Annotated in this window: 16 protein-coding genes; 9 read left to right on the forward strand and 7 right to left on the reverse strand. The window is 66.0% G+C overall.

Annotation, left to right across the window (positions count from 1 at the left end; genetic code table 11):
• Nucleotides 1-25 precede the first annotated feature (25 nt).
• A complete protein-coding gene (gene yidD / locus ABLE91_RS04970; protein WP_348928956.1) occupies nt 26-355 on the forward strand; it encodes a membrane protein insertion efficiency factor YidD in 330 nt (109 codons plus the stop codon).
• Here the strand turns inward: yidD and ABLE91_RS04975 are convergent.
• Nucleotides 319-3,000, reverse strand: coding sequence for a hypothetical protein (locus tag ABLE91_RS04975; protein WP_348928958.1), 2,682 nt, complete (start codon nt 2,998-3,000; stop codon nt 319-321). The two genes, yidD and ABLE91_RS04975, sit on opposite strands and share 37 nt — an antisense overlap.
• A 204-nt stretch (nt 3,001-3,204) precedes the next feature.
• Here ABLE91_RS04975 and ABLE91_RS04980 point away from each other — a divergent pair, with 204 nt between their 5' ends.
• The 3 genes from ABLE91_RS04980 (at nt 3,205) to ABLE91_RS04990 (ending at nt 8,856) form a co-directional block, all read left to right on the forward strand.
• Nucleotides 3,205-3,591, forward strand: a complete 387-nt coding sequence (locus ABLE91_RS04980) for a hypothetical protein (protein WP_348928960.1) — start codon at nt 3,205-3,207, stop codon at nt 3,589-3,591.
• A gap of 171 nt (nt 3,592-3,762) precedes the next feature.
• Entirely contained in the window at nt 3,763-5,739 is a 1,977-nt protein-coding gene (thrS, locus tag ABLE91_RS04985; RefSeq protein ID WP_348928962.1) for a threonine--tRNA ligase, read from the forward strand.
• A gap of 186 nt (nt 5,740-5,925) precedes the next feature.
• Entirely contained in the window at nt 5,926-8,856 is a 2,931-nt protein-coding gene (locus tag ABLE91_RS04990; RefSeq protein ID WP_348928963.1) for an autotransporter outer membrane beta-barrel domain-containing protein, read from the forward strand.
• A gap of 42 nt (nt 8,857-8,898) precedes the next feature.
• Here the strand turns inward: ABLE91_RS04990 and ABLE91_RS04995 are convergent, their stop codons facing one another.
• Nucleotides 8,899-9,876: an RgsD C-terminal domain-containing protein gene (locus tag ABLE91_RS04995; RefSeq protein ID WP_348928964.1), complete on the reverse strand. Its 978-nt coding sequence runs from the start codon at nt 9,874-9,876 to the stop codon at nt 8,899-8,901.
• A 153-nt stretch (nt 9,877-10,029) separates the two neighbouring features.
• Between ABLE91_RS04995 and ABLE91_RS05000 the strand changes: the two genes are divergently transcribed.
• From ABLE91_RS05000 to ABLE91_RS05010, 3 genes are read left to right on the forward strand one after another with little or no spacing between them, the layout of a single operon-like run.
• The gene (locus tag ABLE91_RS05000; RefSeq protein ID WP_348928965.1) at nt 10,030-10,593 is read left to right on the forward strand and encodes a nitroreductase family protein; all 564 of its coding nucleotides are present in this window, start codon (nt 10,030-10,032) and stop codon (nt 10,591-10,593) included.
• Between the two features lie 12 nt (nt 10,594-10,605).
• Nucleotides 10,606-11,214 carry a flavin reductase family protein gene (locus ABLE91_RS05005; RefSeq protein ID WP_348928967.1) on the forward strand — a complete coding sequence of 203 codons (609 nt, stop codon included), beginning with the start codon at nt 10,606-10,608 and terminating at the stop codon, nt 11,212-11,214.
• A gap of 16 nt (nt 11,215-11,230) precedes the next feature.
• Nucleotides 11,231-12,214, forward strand: coding sequence for a rhamnan synthesis F family protein (locus ABLE91_RS05010; RefSeq protein WP_348928969.1), 984 nt, complete (start codon nt 11,231-11,233; stop codon nt 12,212-12,214).
• A 187-nt stretch (nt 12,215-12,401) separates the two neighbouring features.
• Here the strand turns inward: ABLE91_RS05010 and ABLE91_RS05015 are convergent, their stop codons facing one another.
• From ABLE91_RS05015 to ABLE91_RS05025, 3 genes are read right to left on the reverse strand one after another with little or no spacing between them, the layout of a single operon-like run.
• A complete protein-coding gene (locus ABLE91_RS05015; RefSeq protein ID WP_348928971.1) occupies nt 12,402-13,499 on the reverse strand; it encodes an alginate O-acetyltransferase AlgX-related protein in 1,098 nt (365 codons plus the stop codon).
• A gap of 5 nt (nt 13,500-13,504) precedes the next feature.
• Nucleotides 13,505-14,920, reverse strand: a complete 1,416-nt coding sequence (locus ABLE91_RS05020) for an MBOAT family O-acyltransferase (RefSeq protein ID WP_348928973.1) — start codon at nt 14,918-14,920, stop codon at nt 13,505-13,507.
• A 39-nt stretch (nt 14,921-14,959) separates the two neighbouring features.
• Entirely contained in the window at nt 14,960-15,742 is a 783-nt protein-coding gene (locus tag ABLE91_RS05025; RefSeq protein ID WP_348928975.1) for an NAD kinase, read from the reverse strand.
• Between the two features lie 128 nt (nt 15,743-15,870).
• Here ABLE91_RS05025 and cutA point away from each other — a divergent pair, with 128 nt between their 5' ends.
• Nucleotides 15,871-16,197: a divalent-cation tolerance protein CutA gene (gene cutA, locus ABLE91_RS05030; protein WP_348928977.1), complete on the forward strand. Its 327-nt coding sequence runs from the start codon at nt 15,871-15,873 to the stop codon at nt 16,195-16,197.
• 31 nt (nt 16,198-16,228) lie between these two features.
• On the opposite strand, the gene ABLE91_RS05035 is transcribed toward cutA, so the two are convergent.
• A complete protein-coding gene (locus ABLE91_RS05035; RefSeq protein ID WP_348928978.1) occupies nt 16,229-17,461 on the reverse strand; it encodes an HlyD family secretion protein in 1,233 nt (410 codons plus the stop codon).
• Nucleotides 17,462-17,464: 3 nt separating this feature from the next.
• Nucleotides 17,465-17,929, reverse strand: coding sequence for a hypothetical protein (locus ABLE91_RS05040; protein WP_348928980.1), 465 nt, complete (start codon nt 17,927-17,929; stop codon nt 17,465-17,467).
• Nucleotides 17,930-18,166: 237 nt separating this feature from the next.
• Here ABLE91_RS05040 and ABLE91_RS05045 point away from each other — a divergent pair, with 237 nt between their 5' ends.
• Nucleotides 18,167-18,589, forward strand: coding sequence for a YciI family protein (locus ABLE91_RS05045; protein ID WP_348928981.1), 423 nt, complete (start codon nt 18,167-18,169; stop codon nt 18,587-18,589).
• Nucleotides 18,590-18,606: the final 17 nt, after the last annotated feature.

The raw sequence follows: 18,606 nt of genomic DNA on the forward strand, positions 1-18,606 counted from the left end.
GTCTTGAGGAGCCGCAATGGCGCGGATGGACGTTTCTTTTCCTGGCGCGCTGAAGGCATTCGCCCGCCTGCCGCGCCTTCTCCTCCGCGTGCCAATCCTCGTCTACCGCTACACGCTCTCCGCCTTCATGGGGCGGCAGTGTCGCTATCTGCCCACCTGCTCGGAATATGCGGACGAGGCCATCTCCCGCCACGGCGCCTGGGCCGGGGGCTGGATGGCGGCGGCCCGCATCTGCCGCTGCCACCCCTGGGGCGGCCACGGCTTCGACCCCGTGCCGCAATGCCTGCCGGCCGAGGGCTCCTGGCGCCGGCCCTGGCGTTATGGCGTCTGGCGCGGGAGCGCGGACACCGACTGAGGCGGATAGCAGCTCTGCGAACGGGTCTGGAGCGCGTTCCACACCATCGCCACGGCCGCATCGTTGTTGCAGGTGTCCTGGGTGGATTCCAACTGCTTGTGCAGGTTGATCTGGACCGCCTTTGACAGCCACCAGCTCATGGAGACTTCCCGCAGGCGCACATCTTGGGCCTTTGAGGGCGCCTGAAGGAGGTCGCAGACATTCCGGGCCGGCAGATCGTCGAACAGCCTTTCCGGAAGGCTTCGGCTCACCTGCGGCCACACATCGATATGCGCCACATGCTGGCTGCAGGGCATGTCGGTGAAGCGGTCAGGGGGCATGGGGTCGGGGATGGAGATAGGGGGATAGTGGGTGCGGGCCCAGGTCTGCAGCTCCGCCACCGCCAGGCGGCCGCGGGCCGTTCGGACGTTCGCGACCCCGCCGAGGGGCGCCGTCACCTCGGTGAAGAAGGGGGCGTCCTGGACGTCGGCGGTCTGGACCGGGCTCTTTGCATCCCGGCGTTCCAGGAACGTGCTTTGCGGGTCGTTGGCGATGATCAGGACGAAGGGCGCGAGCCGGGGTTGCAGCGCCACGATGGCCTTGGCCAGTTCCAGGGCGCTGAGAACCCCGAAATTCTCGAAATAGCCGCCATCGACGATGCGGTCGACGATGTTGCCGTCGAGGTCCCGGATGGAGCCGGGGGGAGAGATGATGGGGAAGCGGGCGGAGTTGGTCGCCGCCGTGCTGAGGGCGATGTCGGCCACATTGCGCCGCGGGGTGGCAGGTTCGCTCCCCGTGGACTGTTCAGCCGTGCCTTTCAGCGCCTTGCTCATCAAGGCCCGGCCTGTTGCCGTGGCCGCCACGCGCGATGTGATCAGGGCTTCATAATCGATGGCCTGCTTGAAGACGCGGCAGGTGCCGGGCTGGCTTCCATCGGGGCAGGGCGCGTTGAGATCATAGGTCGCCGCAAGGTCCGAGGTGATGATGCGCTGCCCGGTGGCGACCGAGGTCCCGTTGAGGATGAGCAGCGGCACCCACTGGCTGGCCCGCAGGTTGCTCGCGAAGAAGGGCCGCTTCAGGCCGGTCTCGGCCGGTTCATTCCCGCCCGAGCCGGTAATCACATTCCGGAACCTGTATTCCCACGCCTGTTCCAGCAGGCTCGCGCGGTCGTCGGTGAACAGCAATTGATAGGGGTCCCACGCCTGCGCCTGGTCGTGGAAGGCGAGGCCGAAGAAGACCGGCGTCAGGTAGTCGCCCGATGTCAGCGCCTCCAGGCAGTCGCGGGCGTTGGAGATTTCATAGCCGTACCATTCCGAGGGCGCGCCGCCGCGGCAGGGCAGCTTGCCGGAGGGGCCGCGTTCCGCGAGCGCCGTCGCCGCCACCACCGCGCCATAGGCGCCGCCGGACACACCGGAAATGGCGAACAGGCGGTTGGCGACATCCGCGGCAGTGAGAGCCGGCGCGTCGGGGGCGGTGCCGGCGAGCTTGACGATGCGGCCGTCGTCATTCTGCGTTTTCACCACGGGCGGCTTGTCGCCCCGGGCCTGCGAGAAGAAGGGGCGGTGCTGCTCCACGTCGAGAAAGTGGCCGATGACGCTGGCGGTGAAGAAGGCCGCGCGGCTCGCACCACCCGCCGCCGCGACGATGATGGGGCGCGGGCAGGTCCCCGGATCCTGCCGGCACTGGTTGGCGTCCATCCAGGCATCGAGCGCCTGCGGGAGCGTCGGCCTCTGGGATTGGAGCGGCGGCTGGCCGGCCTCGGCCTTCCAGGGCCGGACCACATGATTGTCGCCCCAGAAATAGACCAGGATACCCGGCAGCAGCACGAACAGCAGGATCAGCGGCATGCGCAGGCGCCGGCCGTAATAGCCGATGACCGAGAGCACCGGCACCCAGCCACCGAGCACCAGGGGAATGGCGAGCGCCAGGGGAAGCAGGGTTGCGAGGCGCAGCGGCGTCATGATGAGCACGACGCCCACCAACAGCACATAGACCAGCAGGCCCAGACGCCCCGTCGAGCGCATCTCGGCCTGATTGTCCATGGTGGCGCGGAACCCCAGCGCGCGAAACAGCGGGGCGACCCAGGGGTCGAGGATCGTGTCGATATTCTTGCCGCCAGCGCTGTCGGCGAGCCTCCGGCGGGCCATGGCATAGACGAGGAAGATCGGCACGCCCGCCACCATGATCATGGCGAGCGACCAGAGCCGCACCGCGGCGGCCACATCCTCTCCCCCGCTTCCCAGGTTCGGCAGGTCGCGAATGGCATAAAGCGCGCCAATGGAGAAAGGCAGGAAGGTCGCGGCACCCAGGATGCGGGGGAAATAGACGCGAAGCCCCTCGACCCAGGCTTTGGTGACCGGCCCCCGGGTCGCGCGGAAGGTGCTGGCGCGGAAATAGCGGGCGTCCGTCTCCAGCAGCAGGCGAGCGGAATAATGGACCGGCATGGCCCACAGGAAGAAGGTGGACGCGAACAGCGCGAGCATGCGCCACGACACGGGAGCGGACGGCAGGATGGCCTCTGCCATGGCGACGTCCACCAGCGTGTCCTGCGCCTGCGGCACCTTCCACATCAGGAGAAAACCGAGGACGACGCTGGAGAGGGGCGCGCGCAGGATCCATGCGACGTAGCCCAGGTCCAGGACCCAGAGCCAAAGCCTGCCGACCAAACAGTCTAGGCCAGCCTTTGCGCCAAACATCGTCATCACCCATCCAGGGGAGTACCGACGGTAAAGCCAGAGTATCATACAGTCCCTGGATGTATATGGCCGCCGCAGGCCGGTAGTGTTTCAGTTTGAAATCTCGCCGCTTTGACCCACCTGTCGCCAATCCGGCACCGCTCCGATATGCGTAGCTCAAAGCAGGAGAGGCGGATGCCCATGGTCAAGATCGCCAGCAACTCAACGATCCTCAATCTGACTGGAAAGCCAGAACAGCGCGAGGAGTACGTCCGAGCACTGATCTTAAATTTTTACAAACTTGGGCCCAACCGTGCCGGCTTCGTTGTCCGCATTGGAGCGCAAGGTAAGGGGCATTCCCCGCATTACAGATTCGAAACCGCTGTTCCTGTCATGCATGGTGATCAACCGGCAGGCTTTTCACAGGACACATTCATTATCTACAACGGGCTAAACCATGAAGAAATGACCGCATTTGAGATCCAGGATACGAACGATCAAAACTGGTCTTCAAAAACCATGACGTTTGCTGAAGTGGAGTCGCATTTTGGCGACCTCCGCGCGCGTCCAAGGAGAATTTGATGTCCCGTGCGTGTCACTTCGTCGTCGCGGTGTGTTCGACGATTTAAGTTTCAAACTGACACTACCCCCAGATCTTCCGCCCTCTGGACGATTGCCGTCCGCCAGCCTAGATGATGCGCTGCCAAAAGATGCCTACCTGCGTGGTGCGCAGGAGTGGGCGGGAGAGAAGCCATGATCCATTTGACGTTCCCCGACGGTGCGGTGCGCGATTACGCCGAGGGGACCTCCGGCGCCGATATTGCCGCCGCCATTTCCAAATCCCTTTCGAAGAAAGCGGTCGCCGTCACCCTCGACGGCGTGCTGACCGATTTGTCCGAGCCCATCACCAGGGATGCGCGCATCGAGATCGTGGTGCGCGATGACGAGCGGGCGCTGGAGCTGATCCGGCACGATGCCGCGCACGTGCTCGCCGAGGCGGTGCAGGATCTCTATCCGGGCACGCAGGTGACCATCGGCCCGGTGATCGAGAACGGCTTCTATTACGATTTCGCCCGCAACGAGCCCTTCACCACCGAAGACCTGCCGAAGATCGAAGCGAAGATGCGCGAGATCATCGCCCGAGACCGGCCGTTCACCCGCGAGATCTGGTCCCGCGAGAAGGCCAAGAACACCTTCGCCATGAAGGGCGAGGCGTTCAAGGTGGAACTGGTGGACGCCATCCCCGAAGGCCAGGACCTCAAGATCTACTTCCAGGGCGACTGGTTCGACCTGTGCCGCGGCCCCCACATGCCCTCCACCGGCAAGGTGGGCAACGCCTTCAAGCTCATGAAGGTGGCAGGCGCCTATTGGCGCGGCGACAGCAACAACCCCATGCTCACCCGCATCTACGGCACCGCCTGGCACGACCAAAGCGAGTTGGACGCCTATCTCCATCGCCTGGAGCAGGCGGAGAAGCGCGACCACCGCCGGCTCGGCCGGGAGATGGACCTCTTCCACTTCCAGGAGGAGGGGCCGGGCACGGTGTTCTGGCACCCGAAGGGCTGGACCCTGTTCCAGGAACTGGTGGCCTATATGCGCCGCCGCCTGAAGGCCGATTATGACGAGGTGAACGCCCCCCAGGTGCTGGACAAGTCCCTGTGGGAGACCTCGGGCCATTGGGGCTGGTACAAGGAGAACATGTTCAAGGTGCAGTCCGCGGGCGAGGAAACCGAAGACGAGCGCGTGTTCGCGCTGAAGCCCATGAACTGCCCCGGCCATGTGCAGATCTTCAAGCACGGCCTGAAATCCTATCGCGACCTGCCCATGCGCCTCGCCGAGTTCGGCGCGGTGCACCGCTACGAGCCTTCCGGCGCGCTGCACGGGCTCATGCGCGTGCGCGGCTTCACCCAGGACGACGCCCACATCTTCTGCACCGAGGAGCAGATGGCGGCCGAGTGCCTGAAGATCAACGATCTCATCCTCTCCACTTATGCCGATTTCGGCTTCGAAGAGATCATCGTGAAGCTCTCCACGCGCCCGGAGAAGCGCGTGGGCTCGGACGCGGTGTGGGACCATGCCGAGGAGGTCATGGGCCGGGTGCTGAAGCAGATCGAGGCGCAGTCCGGCGGCAAGATCAAGACCGGCATCCTGCCGGGCGAGGGCGCGTTCTACGGGCCGAAGTTCGAATACACCCTCTCGGACGCCATCGGCCGGGAATGGCAGTGCGGCACCACCCAGGTGGACTTCAACCTCCCCGAGCGGTTCGGTGCCTTCTACGTGGACACGGACGGCAGCAAGAAGACGCCGGTCATGATCCACCGCGCCATCTGCGGCTCCATGGAGCGCTTCACGGGCATCCTCATCGAGCATTTCGCGGGCCATTTCCCGCTCTGGCTCGCGCCCACGCAGGTCGTGGTGACCACCATCACCTCGGAAGCCGACCCGTATGCGGAGGAGGTGGCCGCCGCCACGCGGGCGCTGGACCTGCGCACGGAGCTCGATCTTCGCAACGAGAAGATCAACTACAAGGTCCGCGAGCATTCGCTGGCCAAGGTGCCGGTGCTGCTGGTGGCGGGGCGCAAGGAGGCGGCGGAACGCACCGTCTCCATCCGCCGCCTCGGCTCCAACGACCAGGTCTCCATGCCGCTGGATCAGGCCCTCGCCATGCTGGCGGCGGAAGCGACCCCGCCAGACCAGCTCCGGCGCGCTTTGCAGCAAGCGGCAGCTTGACCATGTCGTGCGGGAAGGTCCCCGGCGTGGGTGGTTTTCCCATCTAAATCAAGGCCATGGGGCGTGTGCTCGCCCCATGGTTTTTTTTGTCCGTTGGATCCAAAGGCATTCTTTATTCCGGCCAAGCCGATATGATGCCCGCCACGTATTCGCCATTTTTCGGCGGGGCTGGCTAGGGGCGGGCATATGAAAATCGGAAGACTTGCTGCCGTCGGTATCGGCGTGGGCGCGCTGGCTATCGTATCGGAAGCGCAAGCGCAGGCGCCGACGCCCTATACGACGCTGAATTTCGGTACCAGCGGCACCTTTCTGACCGGCATTCGCGGCAATACCATCGTCGGCAATTACGTGGTGCCCGGCACCACCGCCACCGGCGGGCTGCTCTACAACATGTCCTCCGGCCAGTGGTCGCCCATGCCGGTGGCCACCGCCAATGGCGTGAACTATCCCGGCGCCATCGGCTCTTCGCCCTACGGGCCGAGCTTCGGCAACCAGGGCGGCGTCCTGCGCACCGTGGGCAGCTACATGACCGCGGCCTCCTCGCCGTATGACCTCAGCTATCTCTATGACGGAGCGGCGGCTCCGGGGCGGCAGCTGACCGGCATCTTCTATCCCGACTCGCCCGGCGACACGACGCTTTACACCATCGCCCACAGCACGTTCGGCAATCAGGTGGTGGGCAATTACGACACCCGCCTCACCACCGGCAATGCGATGATCTACACGATCTCCACCGGCACCTACGTCACCAACAACAAGCCAGGCGCCATCAGCACCACGGCCTATGGCGTCTATGGCGATATCATCGCCGGAGGCTATTACAATGTGGGGCCGGGCGGCGGCATCGGCCCCGAGCACGGCTATCTCTACGACAAGAGCAAAGGCACCTGGGCCACCTACGACCATCCCGACGCCGTCGTCACCCATCTGGAAGGCATCACCGGCGCCGGACGCTCCGGCGAGTACAACATGGTCGCCGACTGGGTGACCGCGGACGGCGTGGTGCATGCCGGCGTGCTGCACGTGGACGCCCTCGGCATTCCCACTTGGTACGAGATCAACATCCCCGGCGCGTCGCTGGTGTCCTCGAACTCGGCCTATGGCGACACGGTGGTGGGCATCTATCTCACGCCGGGCTCCACCACGCCTAACGGCTATGTCGCCACCATTGCGGGCATCTACAATCCCATCCGCAATACCGGCACGCTGACATCCAGCGCCACCAATGCCGCCGCTTTGTCCGGCGGCAAGGGCGACGACATCGTCAATAGCGGCACCGTCCGGGTCAGCGGCAATGGCGGCATCGGCATGCGCGGCGAGACCTATGGCGTCTTGACCAATACCGGCACCGTCGTCTCCACCGGCATCGCCGGCGCAGCCGTGGAGATGCATGGCCTCTACGGCACCTTGCTGAATTACGGCATTTTGCAGACGAGCGCGGAGTCCGATGCCCTGCGCACCGGCCCCGACAGCTACGGCACGGTGATCGTGAACACCGGCATCATCGACGGCCGGCTCGCCGCGACGGCGGGGCCGGAGAAGCGGTTCGAGAACAGCGGCTGGCTGGGCGTCTCCGGCACGGGCGTGTCCATCACCCATCTCCTCAGCGGCACTTTTGTCCAGACCTCCGCCGGAACCCTCTCCTTGCGGGTCACCTCCGACGGCACCACGGATACGCTGGGAATAACCGGCGTGGCGCGGCTCGCCGGCTCGCTGCAGGTTCCCTTCCAGACCTCGAACCTGTCGAACGCTTATACCTTGATCCGCGCCACCGACGGGATGACGGGTACCTTCGAGACGCTGGCCACATCCGGCCTGCCGGGCTTCATGAGCGCCTCGCTCGCCTATGCGCCCACATCCGTCACCGTCAACCTGACCTCGGGCATGGCGAAGCTGCCGGGCCTGACGCCGAACCAAGGCGCCGTCGGCGCGGGCCTCGATCGGGCCTTCAACACGTTCAACAGCGTGTCCGGCGATCTCACCGCGCTCTATTCGCTCATGTCGGGCGAGCTTCCCTCGGCGCTGAGCGCGCTGTCGGGCGAGGCCTATGCCAGCGAGCAGTCGGTGCTGATCGGTGATGGGCTCTATGGCCGGCAGGCCGTGCTCGGGCGCCTGCGCCAGGGGTCTTATGCCAACCAGGCCGGCCCCCTGTCGGCGCTCGCCTATGGCGGCCCGGCGCTCGCTTATGCCGGTCCCCAGGCAGCCGCAGCCGCCCAGCCCACCGCCAGCGCGGCGCTGGCTTATGCCACGAAGGCGCCGGTGGCGGCGGCAGCTCCCGCTCTTTCCGGCACCACGGTGTGGGCCCAGGGTTTCGGCGCCTGGGCCAAGCTCGACGGCAACGGCAACGCCTCCAGCGTCAGCGAGACCGTGGGCGGCATCGTCTCGGGCGCGGATATCCAGGTCGGCAACTGGCAGCTCGGCGCGGCGCTGGGCTACACCAACTCCAACGCGAGCGTGAGCAATCTTTCCAGTTCGTCCGAGGTGAACTCCATGCTGGTGGCGCTCTATGCGGGCACCAGCGCCGGCCCCTGGAACCTGCGCCTCGGTGCCTCCTATGCCTTCAATCAGATCGATGCCAGCCGCACGGTCGCCTTCCCCGGCTTCATCGAGCAGGCGAGCGCACAGTATGACGGCGGCACCGGCCAGGTGTTCGCGGAAGTGGGCTACGGCTTCGCGTTCCAGGCGCTGGCGCTCGAACCCTATGCGGGCTTTGCCTGGGTGCATCTCAACACCGACAGCTTCACCGAGACGGGGGCTCCCTCTGCCGGCCTCACGGGTGCCTCCACCTCCTCGGACGTGGGCTACACCTCACTCGGCCTGCGGGCGGCGACCACTGTGGCGCTGTCCAACGGCATGATGCTGGCGCCCCACGCCTCGGCCGCCTGGCAATATGCCTTCGGCGACCTGAGCCCGAGCGCGCAGCTCGCCCTCACCGCCACTCCGGGGTCGAACTTCACGGTGGGCGGCGTGCCGCTGGCACAGAACACGGCGCTCCTCGAGGCGGGCGTGGACCTCCACCTCAACGCCCAGGCCCGTATCGGCGTGTCCTATGTGGGCCAGTTCGCCGACAGCGTCACCGTCAACGCCTTCCAGGCGAACTTTACCTGGAGCTTCTGACCTCAATGAGCGCGCCTTCGGGCGCGCTCATTTCAGAATGATCTATTTCAGGATGACCAGGACCTCCTGGTCCTGCCCTGCTTCCACCTTGAACTCCCGGCTCAGGGTGCGCCCGTCATTGCGAGCGAAGGCCACGTAATCGCCTTCGGTCAGCACGAATTGCGGGAAGGCGCCGATGGATTCCTTGATGGTGTCGCCGCCCGGCGTGGTGACGGTCCATTGGGTGTCCGCCAGCGCCTCGCCGCCGGTCTGCCTTACCAGCTTGAGGGTGACCTGCGCGGCGCGATGGTGAACGGTCGCATCCGTGAGCTTGCCCGCTTGCACGGCTACGTCCGCGCGCACCACGGCGTTCGCATCCCCATAGGTTGAGACCACGTGATAGGTGCCCTCCGGCAGGAGCACCACCTCGCCGGCATTGGCGCCCCTGTAATAAGGCTGGGTGGAGGTGCGGCCCTGGAGGAAGGAGCCTTCGAAGATATCGAAGGTCACCTTCTGGCCGGGGATGGGCTTGTTCTCCACATCGGCGGTCAGGCGCAGGCCGCCCGCGGGGAGAGTGAAGGCCTCGCGCTTGGAGACTGCGCCCATCTGCACCCGCTGCGCGCTGGTTGCGAAGCCATAGGTCACATGCACCACATAGCCGCCGGGGTTGAGGAAGAAGACCGGGAATGGCTCGGAGCTCTCGGCCACCAGGGGGAAGGCGCCTGAGGCTTCCGCTGTGTCCGCGAACACCCGCCAGGCGACGCCGCGGGGGATCGGCGCGCCGTCTGCGCCGAACCGGGCATAGGCGCCGAGCGCCACCTTGCCGGCGGGGGGCTGGGGCAGGACCGCATGCGGCTCACGGCTTATGGCGGGGGGAGGGCCACCGGGGCGGCCGCCGCCCGGCGGCGGGGGCGCGAAGCTGTCCGACGGCACCGTGGCCGGCCCGCCCATGAAGGGCATGCCTTGCGCCGATGCTGCCCCGCAAGGCAGGAGAAGGGCGAGGGCCAGAAGCGCGTGGCGGACGCAAAATCGAGAACGCATGGCGCTGAGGTGCCTCGAAACGGCGCCGGTTTCAAGTCACCGCAACGTCATCGCCGCCCACGGGCGGCTCCATGGAAAGGCGCTTTTAGCGTGCCATGGCACCTGATAGATCATGCTCCAGGCCATGCCCCGTTGCGTCGCGAAGGTCGTTTCATGCCCGATGCCCTCCAATTGCTGCTGACCCGCCGCTCCACCCGGATCCTTGATTTCATCGAGCCCGGCCCCGGCGAGGAGGATCTGAAGACGCTCCTCACCATCGCGTCCCGCGTGCCGGACCACGGCAAGCTCGTGCCCTGGCGCTTCATCCTGTTCCTGGGCGATGCCCGTGCACGCGCCGGCGAGGCGCTTACGGCAGTGCTGAAGGAGGTGGACCCGGAGGCCAGCGAGCGCCGCGTCGAGGAGGAGCGCAAGCGCTTTTCCCGTGCGCCTCTGGTGGTGGCGGTGGTCTCCAAGGCGGGGCCGCATGTGAAAATCCCGGAATGGGAGCAGGTGCTGTCCTCCGCCGCTGCCGCCTACAATCTGCTGCTCGGCGCTGCCGCGCTGGGTTACGGCGCCACCTGGATGACCGAATGGCCGGCTTACGAGCCGAAGGCTCGCGCCGCGCTCGGGCTCTCGGAAAGCGAGCGCATCACCGGCTTCGTCTATATCGGCACCGCCGCCAACAAGATGGAAGACCGGCCGCGTCCGTCGCTGGATGAAATCGTCACCCGCTATTGAGGCCAGGCGCCCATGTTCTACGAACCCTCCAAGCGCGACCACGGCCTTCCCTTCTCCCCGCTGAAGGCCATCGTCGCCCCGCGCCCCATCGGCTGGATCTCCTCGCTGAGCGAGACTGGCGTGGCGAACCTTGCGCCTTACTCCTTCTTCAACCTCATCTCCGAGGACCCGGCGCTGGTGATGTTCTCCTCGGTCGGCCGCAAGCACTCCGTGGCCAACATCGAGGCGACAGGCGAGTTCGTCTGCAACCTTGCCACCATCGATCTCATCGATGCGGTGAACATCTCTTCCGCCAACGTGGCGGCCGACAAGAGCGAGTTCGACCACGCGCAGATCGCCCAGGTCCCCTCGCGTCTCGTGAAGCCGCCGCGGGTGGCAGAGGCGCCGTGCGCGCTGGAGTGCGTCTATATCGAGACGCTGCGGCCCAAGGACCGGCATGGCAAGGTCATCGACCGCCATGTGGTGATCGGCGAGGTGGTGGGGGTCTATGTGAACGAGGCCTTCATCCGCAACGGGCGGGTGGACACCGCGCTCATGGGCGCGTTGGCCCGCTGCGGCTACAGGGACTTCTCCGCCGTTGAGGAGCTTGTGGAGCGGGTTCGGCCGGACGATCCGAAATGAGCGGGCGGGCGGTGTGATGCGGTCCTTCGGCGCGCGGGCGGAGATCGCCAAGCAGCTCTTTGCAGCCGCGTCGGGCGTGCTTGCCGGAGAGAACCCGGTGCGGCGGCTGCGCAAGGCGCTGCGGCTGCTCTCAGTGCCGCCCGATACGGGACGGGGCGCGGACAAGGACGTGCTGGATGCCGGCTTCCGGGCCCTGCGGCTCCCCTCGCTTGCCGAAGCGACCGGGCCGGTCTGCCTGTTCGTGGCCTATGCGCCGGACGGGCGCTTCTTCGCCCATACGCTGCGCTATTGCGCGGACCTCAAGCGCAACGGGCTCAGGCTGGTGCTCATTGCCGTGACCGACCGGCCCGACCTCGACTGCCTCGATCCGGGCCCCGAGGTCGCCGACGCGCTCGTGGTGCGCGAGAACCACGGCTACGATTTCGCCGCGTGGGCGGCGTGCCTGCGCTACATGCCCGAGCTCTGGGCGGCGCCCGAGTTGTGGTTCGCCAATGACAGCGTCTACCACGCCGCGGCGCCTCTTGCTGAAATGGTCGAGCGGGTGCGCCGGAGCCCGGCGGACGTGGTGGCCATGACCGGCAGCAGCGAGATCGCGCCGCACTTCCAGAGCTATCTGTTCGTGCTGAAGGACGGCGCGCTGCGCCGGGAGGGCGTGCGCCGTTTCTGGGGCGGAGTGCGCTCGCTGGCCGACAAGAACCAGGTGATCCGCGACTATGAAGTGCGCCAGAAGGCGACGCTGGAGGCCGAGGGCCTGAAGGTGGAGATCCTCTTCTCCGCCCCCGGCGGGGACGGCGACAACCGCCTGCACCATGGCTGGCGCGCGTTGCTCGCCGCCGGCTTTCCCTTCGTGAAGGTGCAGCTTTTGCGCGACAATCCCTATGGCGCGGACCTTGCGGGCTGGCGGGACGCGCTGGCCGCCCATGAGTTCGACATTCCCGAGATCACGTTCCATCTCGGCGCCCGGCCGGACGGCGCGGCGGCGCTGCTGGAACTGCGCTAGCGCCAATCGACATTCACTCTTGGGACTATGGCCCAAAGCGCCGTCATGCCCGGGCTTGTCCCGGGCATCCACGTCTCTCCGTTAAGCCGCGCCCGGCGGAGCTCCGTGGATGGCCGGGACAAGCCCGGCCATGACGGCAGGAAAGGCAGTGAACCTGCTATTTCTAAAGATCGATTGGCTCTGGACCCTAGGGCATGCCCATGGGCAGCCCCTTGCAGGGCAGCGAGCGCTCGGTGGGCGCGTAGATCACGATGTCCGGCTTGAACGTGTCGATGGCGTTCCACTCGAACTTGCAGGAATTGTTGTGCATCCAGCCGAAGCGGCTCGCCCGCGCCTTCAGGAGGCGCGGCCAATAGTGCTGGGTGAAGGAATCCCCGATCACCAATATGCTCGGACCCTCATGGCCCGTGGAATAGGCATAGGGCTGGAAGGGGTCGCTGTCCGGCCGCACCGGCACGACGCCCTTTAGGGGCGTGAGTTTGGCGCCCGGTGCGGGATCGAGGATGACGTAATCCTTGTCTCCGGTCTCGCTGGCCTCGCCGAGATAGCGTGCAAGATCACCAGTGGGCACGGAGATAAGCGGCCCGATGGCCTGGTCCAGCGGCACAACGAGGTCGGGCCGGCCGGCGGCCTTTATGGCGTCGTTGAAGGCGATGACGGCCGCGCGCTGGTTCCAATGGGTGTCGGTGCGGCGATAGATGGGGCCGGTCTTCGCCGCCTCGTTGAAGGGCGCGCGCAGGTCCACGAAGGCAACGCCGCGTTTGGGCAGGTCGCGCGCCACGATGTCGAGCTCGGTCGGCCCGCGCATCTGCGCCTTGGCCCATTCCGGCAGCTTCTCGGGCACGGCGGTGGCGTTGTTGAGCGGGGAGGTGACGACGAGCTTCGCCCCACGCCCGGCCAGGGTGCGATCGAGCTTTTCGAGCACATCCTCCAGCGTCACCAGCGGCGGCTCGCGCACGAGGAGGCCGAGGGACTGCTCCAGCGCCTTGTCGCCGGTGTAATAGAGCTGCCCGCTTTCGCCGATGATCAGGGGGCGCGCGCGGGTGGAATGGAAGGCGCGGGCATAAGCGGCATTGGCACCCATGATGACGCCGCGAAAGCCGAAATGGGCATTGATGAAGGGGTCGAGCCGCTCGGTCGCATGTACCCACCAGCGCTCCGCCGGGGCGATGGCGGGCCGCACGGGGCCCGGCAGATCGGGCAGGAAATGGCCGAGCGCCGGCAGCAGCAGGATGCCCGTGAAGATCAGGCACCACCAGCGGCGATAGGCGAGAAGCATCGGCATGGCGGCTAGAACCGGAAATAGAGGAAGGGGCTGTAGTTCGCCGCCCCCACGGTGATCACGCTCAGCGCGAACAGCGCCAGGATGACCACGCTGTCGCAAAGCGCAAACACCGCCTGCCGCACCATCCGGGGAAGCGGGCCCGCCGGCAGATTGGGCACACCCCACATGGCGAGCGGCCATCCCAATACCATCATGACGATGGTGACCGGCTGGAGCGCAGTCTGGAGCGAGGTGTCTATGGGGCCGAAGCCGTTCAGCCCCACGAGACCGGCGAACACATCCAGGGCATGGGGCACGGTCAGCGCGCGGAACCAGACCCAGCCGGACAGGAACACCAGGAACACATAGGCGTGGCGCAGCACCAGCGGTGAGCGGGCGAGCGCCTTGCCGAAGCGGGTGCGCTCCAGCACCAGGAACAGGCCGTGATGGGCGCCCCAGATCAGGAACGTCCAGGCCGCCCCGTGCCAGATGCCGCAGAGGAGGAAGACGGTCCACAGGTTGACGGCGGTATGCAGGTGGCCGTGCCGGTTGCCGCCGAGGGGGATGTAGACATAGTCCCGGAACCAGCTGGACAGGCTCATGTGCCAGCGGCGCCAGAAATCGGTGATGGAGAGGGCGCCGTAGGGCAGGCGGAAATTGCGCGGGAAGTTCAGCCCCATGGCCAAGGCGAGGCCGATGGCCATGTTGGAATAGCCGCCGAAATCGAAATAGATCTGGAGGGAATAAGCGAGGAGCCCGAGCCAGGCGGTGACGAAGTTCGGCGCGTCTGTCTGGTCGAACACCATCCCGGCGACGGAGGCCACCTCGTCGGCGATCAGCACCTTCCAGGCGAGGCCGATGACGAAGATGCGCAGGCCCGCCGAGATGCGCCCGAACGTGGTCCGCCGGTCGCGGATGCGGGCGGCGATGGTGGAATAGCGCACGATGGGGCCCGCCACGAGCTGCGGGAACATGGTGATGTAGACCGCGATCTCCTCGAACCGCCCATTGGCCTGCGCCCGCCCGCGATAGACGTCCACCAGATAGGAGATGGCGTGGAAGGTGAAGAAGGAGATGCCCAAGGGCAGCCCCACATGCAGCACCGGCACGGCAAGCTCGGCGGGCAGGAGGAGGTTCAGGTTCTCGGCGAGGAAGCCGATATATTTGAAGAAGATGAGCCCTGCGAGATTGCACGCGACGGCGAGCCACAAAGCCGGCAGCCGGCGCCCCGGCGGGCGGGAGCCGATGAGGAGGGCGAGGAAATAGTTGCCCACCATGGACACCGCCAGGATGGCGAGGTTCCCAATCCCGCCCCAGCCGTAGAAGACCAGCGAAAATGCGAGGAGGACAAGATTCCGCGCGCGCGTGCCCCGGGTCGCGAAATAGGCGATGAGGAAGGCGGGCAGGAAATAGCAGAGGAAGGTGACGGAGGAGAAGACCATGCGCTCGGCGGGGCTATGAACCGGGGTCGGGCAGACCCCTCAATACACGAATTGTTCGCGAAGAATGCGTTCTTCCAGCCCATGATCGGGGTCGAACAGCATCGCGGAAGATGAGGCGACGTCAAGCTGGGCGGAAACGGATACCACGTTGCGCACCTCATAGTGATCGGCCACCGCGCTCACCGGCCGTTTCCCGGCCTCCAGCACCGCAATGTCGATGCGTCCCTTGTCCGGCACCAGGGCACCGCGCCAGCGGCGGGGGCGGAAGGGGGAGATGGGGGTGAGCGCGAGAAGCGGCGTGCCCAGCGGCAGGATGGGTCCGTGGGCGGACAAATTGTAGGCGGTCGAACCGGCCGGGGTGGCGACGATTACGCCGTCGCAGATCAATTCGTCCAGCCGCACCTTGTCGTCGATGGAAACGCGCAGCTTGCCGGCCTGGTAGGTCTGGCGGAACAGGGCCACCTCGTTGAAGGCTGGCGCCCGGTGGCGCACGCCGTCCTGGTCCACCGCCTCCATCATGAGCGGGTGGATTTGCACCTGCACCGCCGCCGCGAGGCGGTCGGGCAAATGGTCTTCCCGATAGGTGTTCATGAGGAAGCCCACCGAACCCCGGTGCATGCCGTAGATCGGCACGCCCTGCCCACGGAAGGCATGCAGGGTCTGGAGCATCATGCCGTCGCCGCCGAGGGCGACGATCACATCCGCCTCATCGTCGCTCGCCTTGCCGTAGCGGCTCACGAGCCGCTCGCGGGCCGCTTCGGCCTCCGGCGTTGAGGCGGCGACAAAGGCGATCTTCTCGAACGACGGGGCGGGCTCGCTCATCAAGACGGCCGCTCCGGCGGCTCCTCTAAAGGCGCCGGAAGCGGCGCTTTGCCTTCGTATCGGGCGACGGCAGGCTTGTCGAGGCGCCGCCCCCGCCCCATGCTTGCGTGCCGCAGCGCGAGGCGCCCATGGAAGTGAAGCTCGTTTATTCCACCTTTCCCTCGCTCGCCTCCGCCGAGGCGGTGGCGCGCACGCTGGTGGAGGCGCGCCTGGCCGCCTGCGGCAACATCCTGCCGGCCATGGTTTCCTTCTATGAGTGGCAGGGCGCCATGGAGCGGGCGGAGGAGGTGGTGCTGCTGCTCAAGACCACCGCCGCGCTCGCACCGGAGCTGATGGCCCGGCTGAAGGCGGCGCATCCCTACGAGGTGCCGGCGATCCTTCTCCTGCCGGTGGAGGCAGCCGATGCCGCTTTCGCAACATGGGTGGAAGCGCAGACGGGGGTGAGGCCGGTTTGAGGCGGCCTGCACCCGATACGCCTATGCCGCGCTAATGACCCGTGAAGACGAGGGTCTGGATGGGAAGCAGCAGCGCCTGCAACCGCAGGAGCATCGCATGCACGAGCCCGACCGCGTCCACCCCGTGAAGAACGAGACCGTGGAGCGTACCGACCTTGCCTGAAGCGATCAGGTCATGGTTGCTGGAATAGGCATTGGCGATGCAGCTGCTGCCTGGGGTCACGCCGTCCAGCCCGCCTTCAAAGAGCGGTTCGAGGAAGACCACGATCGTCCCCGGCCGCGTCACCTGCTGCGGATCGATCAGCTGCTCGCCGCCGCGAAACTGGCCCGCTGCGATGAAGTCCTGGACCACGGTCACCACCATGGGAATGATGGTCCACGGCTTCGAGATGCACGTCACCTCGGCCACCATGCCGACCTTCATGACCTGCGCCTCGATCTGCCCGAAGCCCGCTTGAATGGAGTTTCGCCCGGCGCCTTCGGGGATGAGGACGCCTGCGGGACGCATGAACGGGTTGACGATGTCGCCCACCTTCAGCGCGAACTGCTCCACCCGTCCGGTCACGCCGGCGCGGATGATCGTCTTCTCCAGATTCACCTGGGCCTGGGCGAGGGCGGCTTCGGCGCTCGCTTTCTCTGCCGGCAGGAGGATGGCGATGCGCGCCTCGGCCGCTTCCTTCGCGGCCATTGCGGACGTGATGGCGCCCTTGCGGCCTTCCACCAGGTTTTCCAGCCGCTCGATTTCGCGAACCGTGACGGTGGCGGGGTTGCGACGGAAGAGTTCCTGCTTCACCTCCAATTCGTCCAGGGCCTGCTGATGGGCGCTCTGGGCCTCTTGGATCTTGCCCTCCGTTGCAGCAATGTCGGTGCGTGCCACCACCATTGCCGCTTCCACCTCGGCAATCCTGCGCTGGTCGGCCTCCACTGCCGCTTGCTGGGCCGTATTGTCGAGCCTGAAGATCGGGGCGCCCTGCGTAACCTTATCGCTCATTCCGAGATAGATTTCGGCGACGCGCCCGTTTGTTTCCGAGATGATCGGAATGGTCCTGTAATACAATGTCGCGTTGCTGGTGGAGGGGTGATTGTAGAAAATCACCGTGATCAACCCGATGGTGAGCATCACACAAGCGGTTATGCCCCATCTCAGCTCAAACCATGCTGAATAGAGAGTGATTTCCTTGCCGAGCCTCTTTCCTTGCCCATAGCGGCGGTAGAGATAGTCGGGCAGGATTGTGAGCAGGGAGCAGAGAAGAAGCTCAAGCATGGATCAGCCCTCTGCGCCCGTCGGAGCGAGTCTTGGTTTTGCCTGGGACTCCGGCTGGGGTGGATCAGGAGGCTGAAGGCCCGCATCCATCTCATCCGGCACGTCGTCCGCACCCTTGCCCGGCGGAATGCCTGCGATCTTCTCGAGCGCTCCCGCCATCCGCCCAAGCGCGCCCCCGAAATCGGGGAAGTCGATGAGGGCGAGCAGCAGGCCGGCCACCCAGAACAGATGCACGTGCGTGAAGAGGGCCAGCAGGCCCAACACCGCAACAATTTCGAGCTGAAGTTTTTTGGACTTGTGTGCGATGCGCTCGGGCAGGGTGTGCAGCCGCAGGAACAAGATGCCGACTGCCAGCACGGCCACGACCAGAAAGACGGCCATCACCGTCATGAGGACATCCGTCTCGCCCGGAGCGGTGATGAATGCCGGCAGATGATGGGGCGCAGCGGAGTGAAGCGACGCGTTCATACAAGCCTCACCTTCGACTTCACCTTCGAGCTTTCTCGACTAGAAGCACATAGCACAGGTCGCAGGCTCAGACGAGGCTTGGCGCTCGGAGCGATCGGCAACGCTGGCGCTTGCCGGGCTCCATGCTGCGGGCCGCCTCGGCAAAAATATGCGATGCCTTTTGTCGGTGTGGAGCGGCCCTGTTCGTCCTATGCGCGAAGAGGCGATCCGCGCCTCGGACTTAGAGGAGTGAGACTGATGCGCGTGATGGTTCTGGTGAAGGCGACCGCCGACAGCGAGGCGGGGGCGATGCCTTCGAGCGAGCTTCTTGAAGCCATGGGCAAGTACAATGCAGAGCTGATCGAGGCCGGCATCATGCTGGCGGGCGAAGGCCTGCACCCCTCCGCCAAGGGCAAGCGGATCGCGTTCGACGGGCTGGGCCGCACGGTCATTGATGGCCCCTTCGCCGAGACGAAGGAGCTTGTCGCCGGCTTCTGGCTCTGGGAGGTCAAGGACATCGAGGAGGCGGTGGAATGGCTGAAGCGCTGCCCCAATCCCATGCCCGGCCCCAGCGAGATCGAGATCCGCCCGGTGGTCGAGCTCGCCGATTTCGGCGAAGTGCTCACCCCGGAACTTGCCGCGCTGCACGATCGGAATCGCCAGAAGGTATCCGGCGGCTGAGCCTCATCCATCTGCGC

Origin of the sequence: Aquabacter albus (genome assembly GCF_040049275.1) — a bacterium.
GTDB lineage: Bacteria > Pseudomonadota > Alphaproteobacteria > Rhizobiales > Xanthobacteraceae > Aquabacter.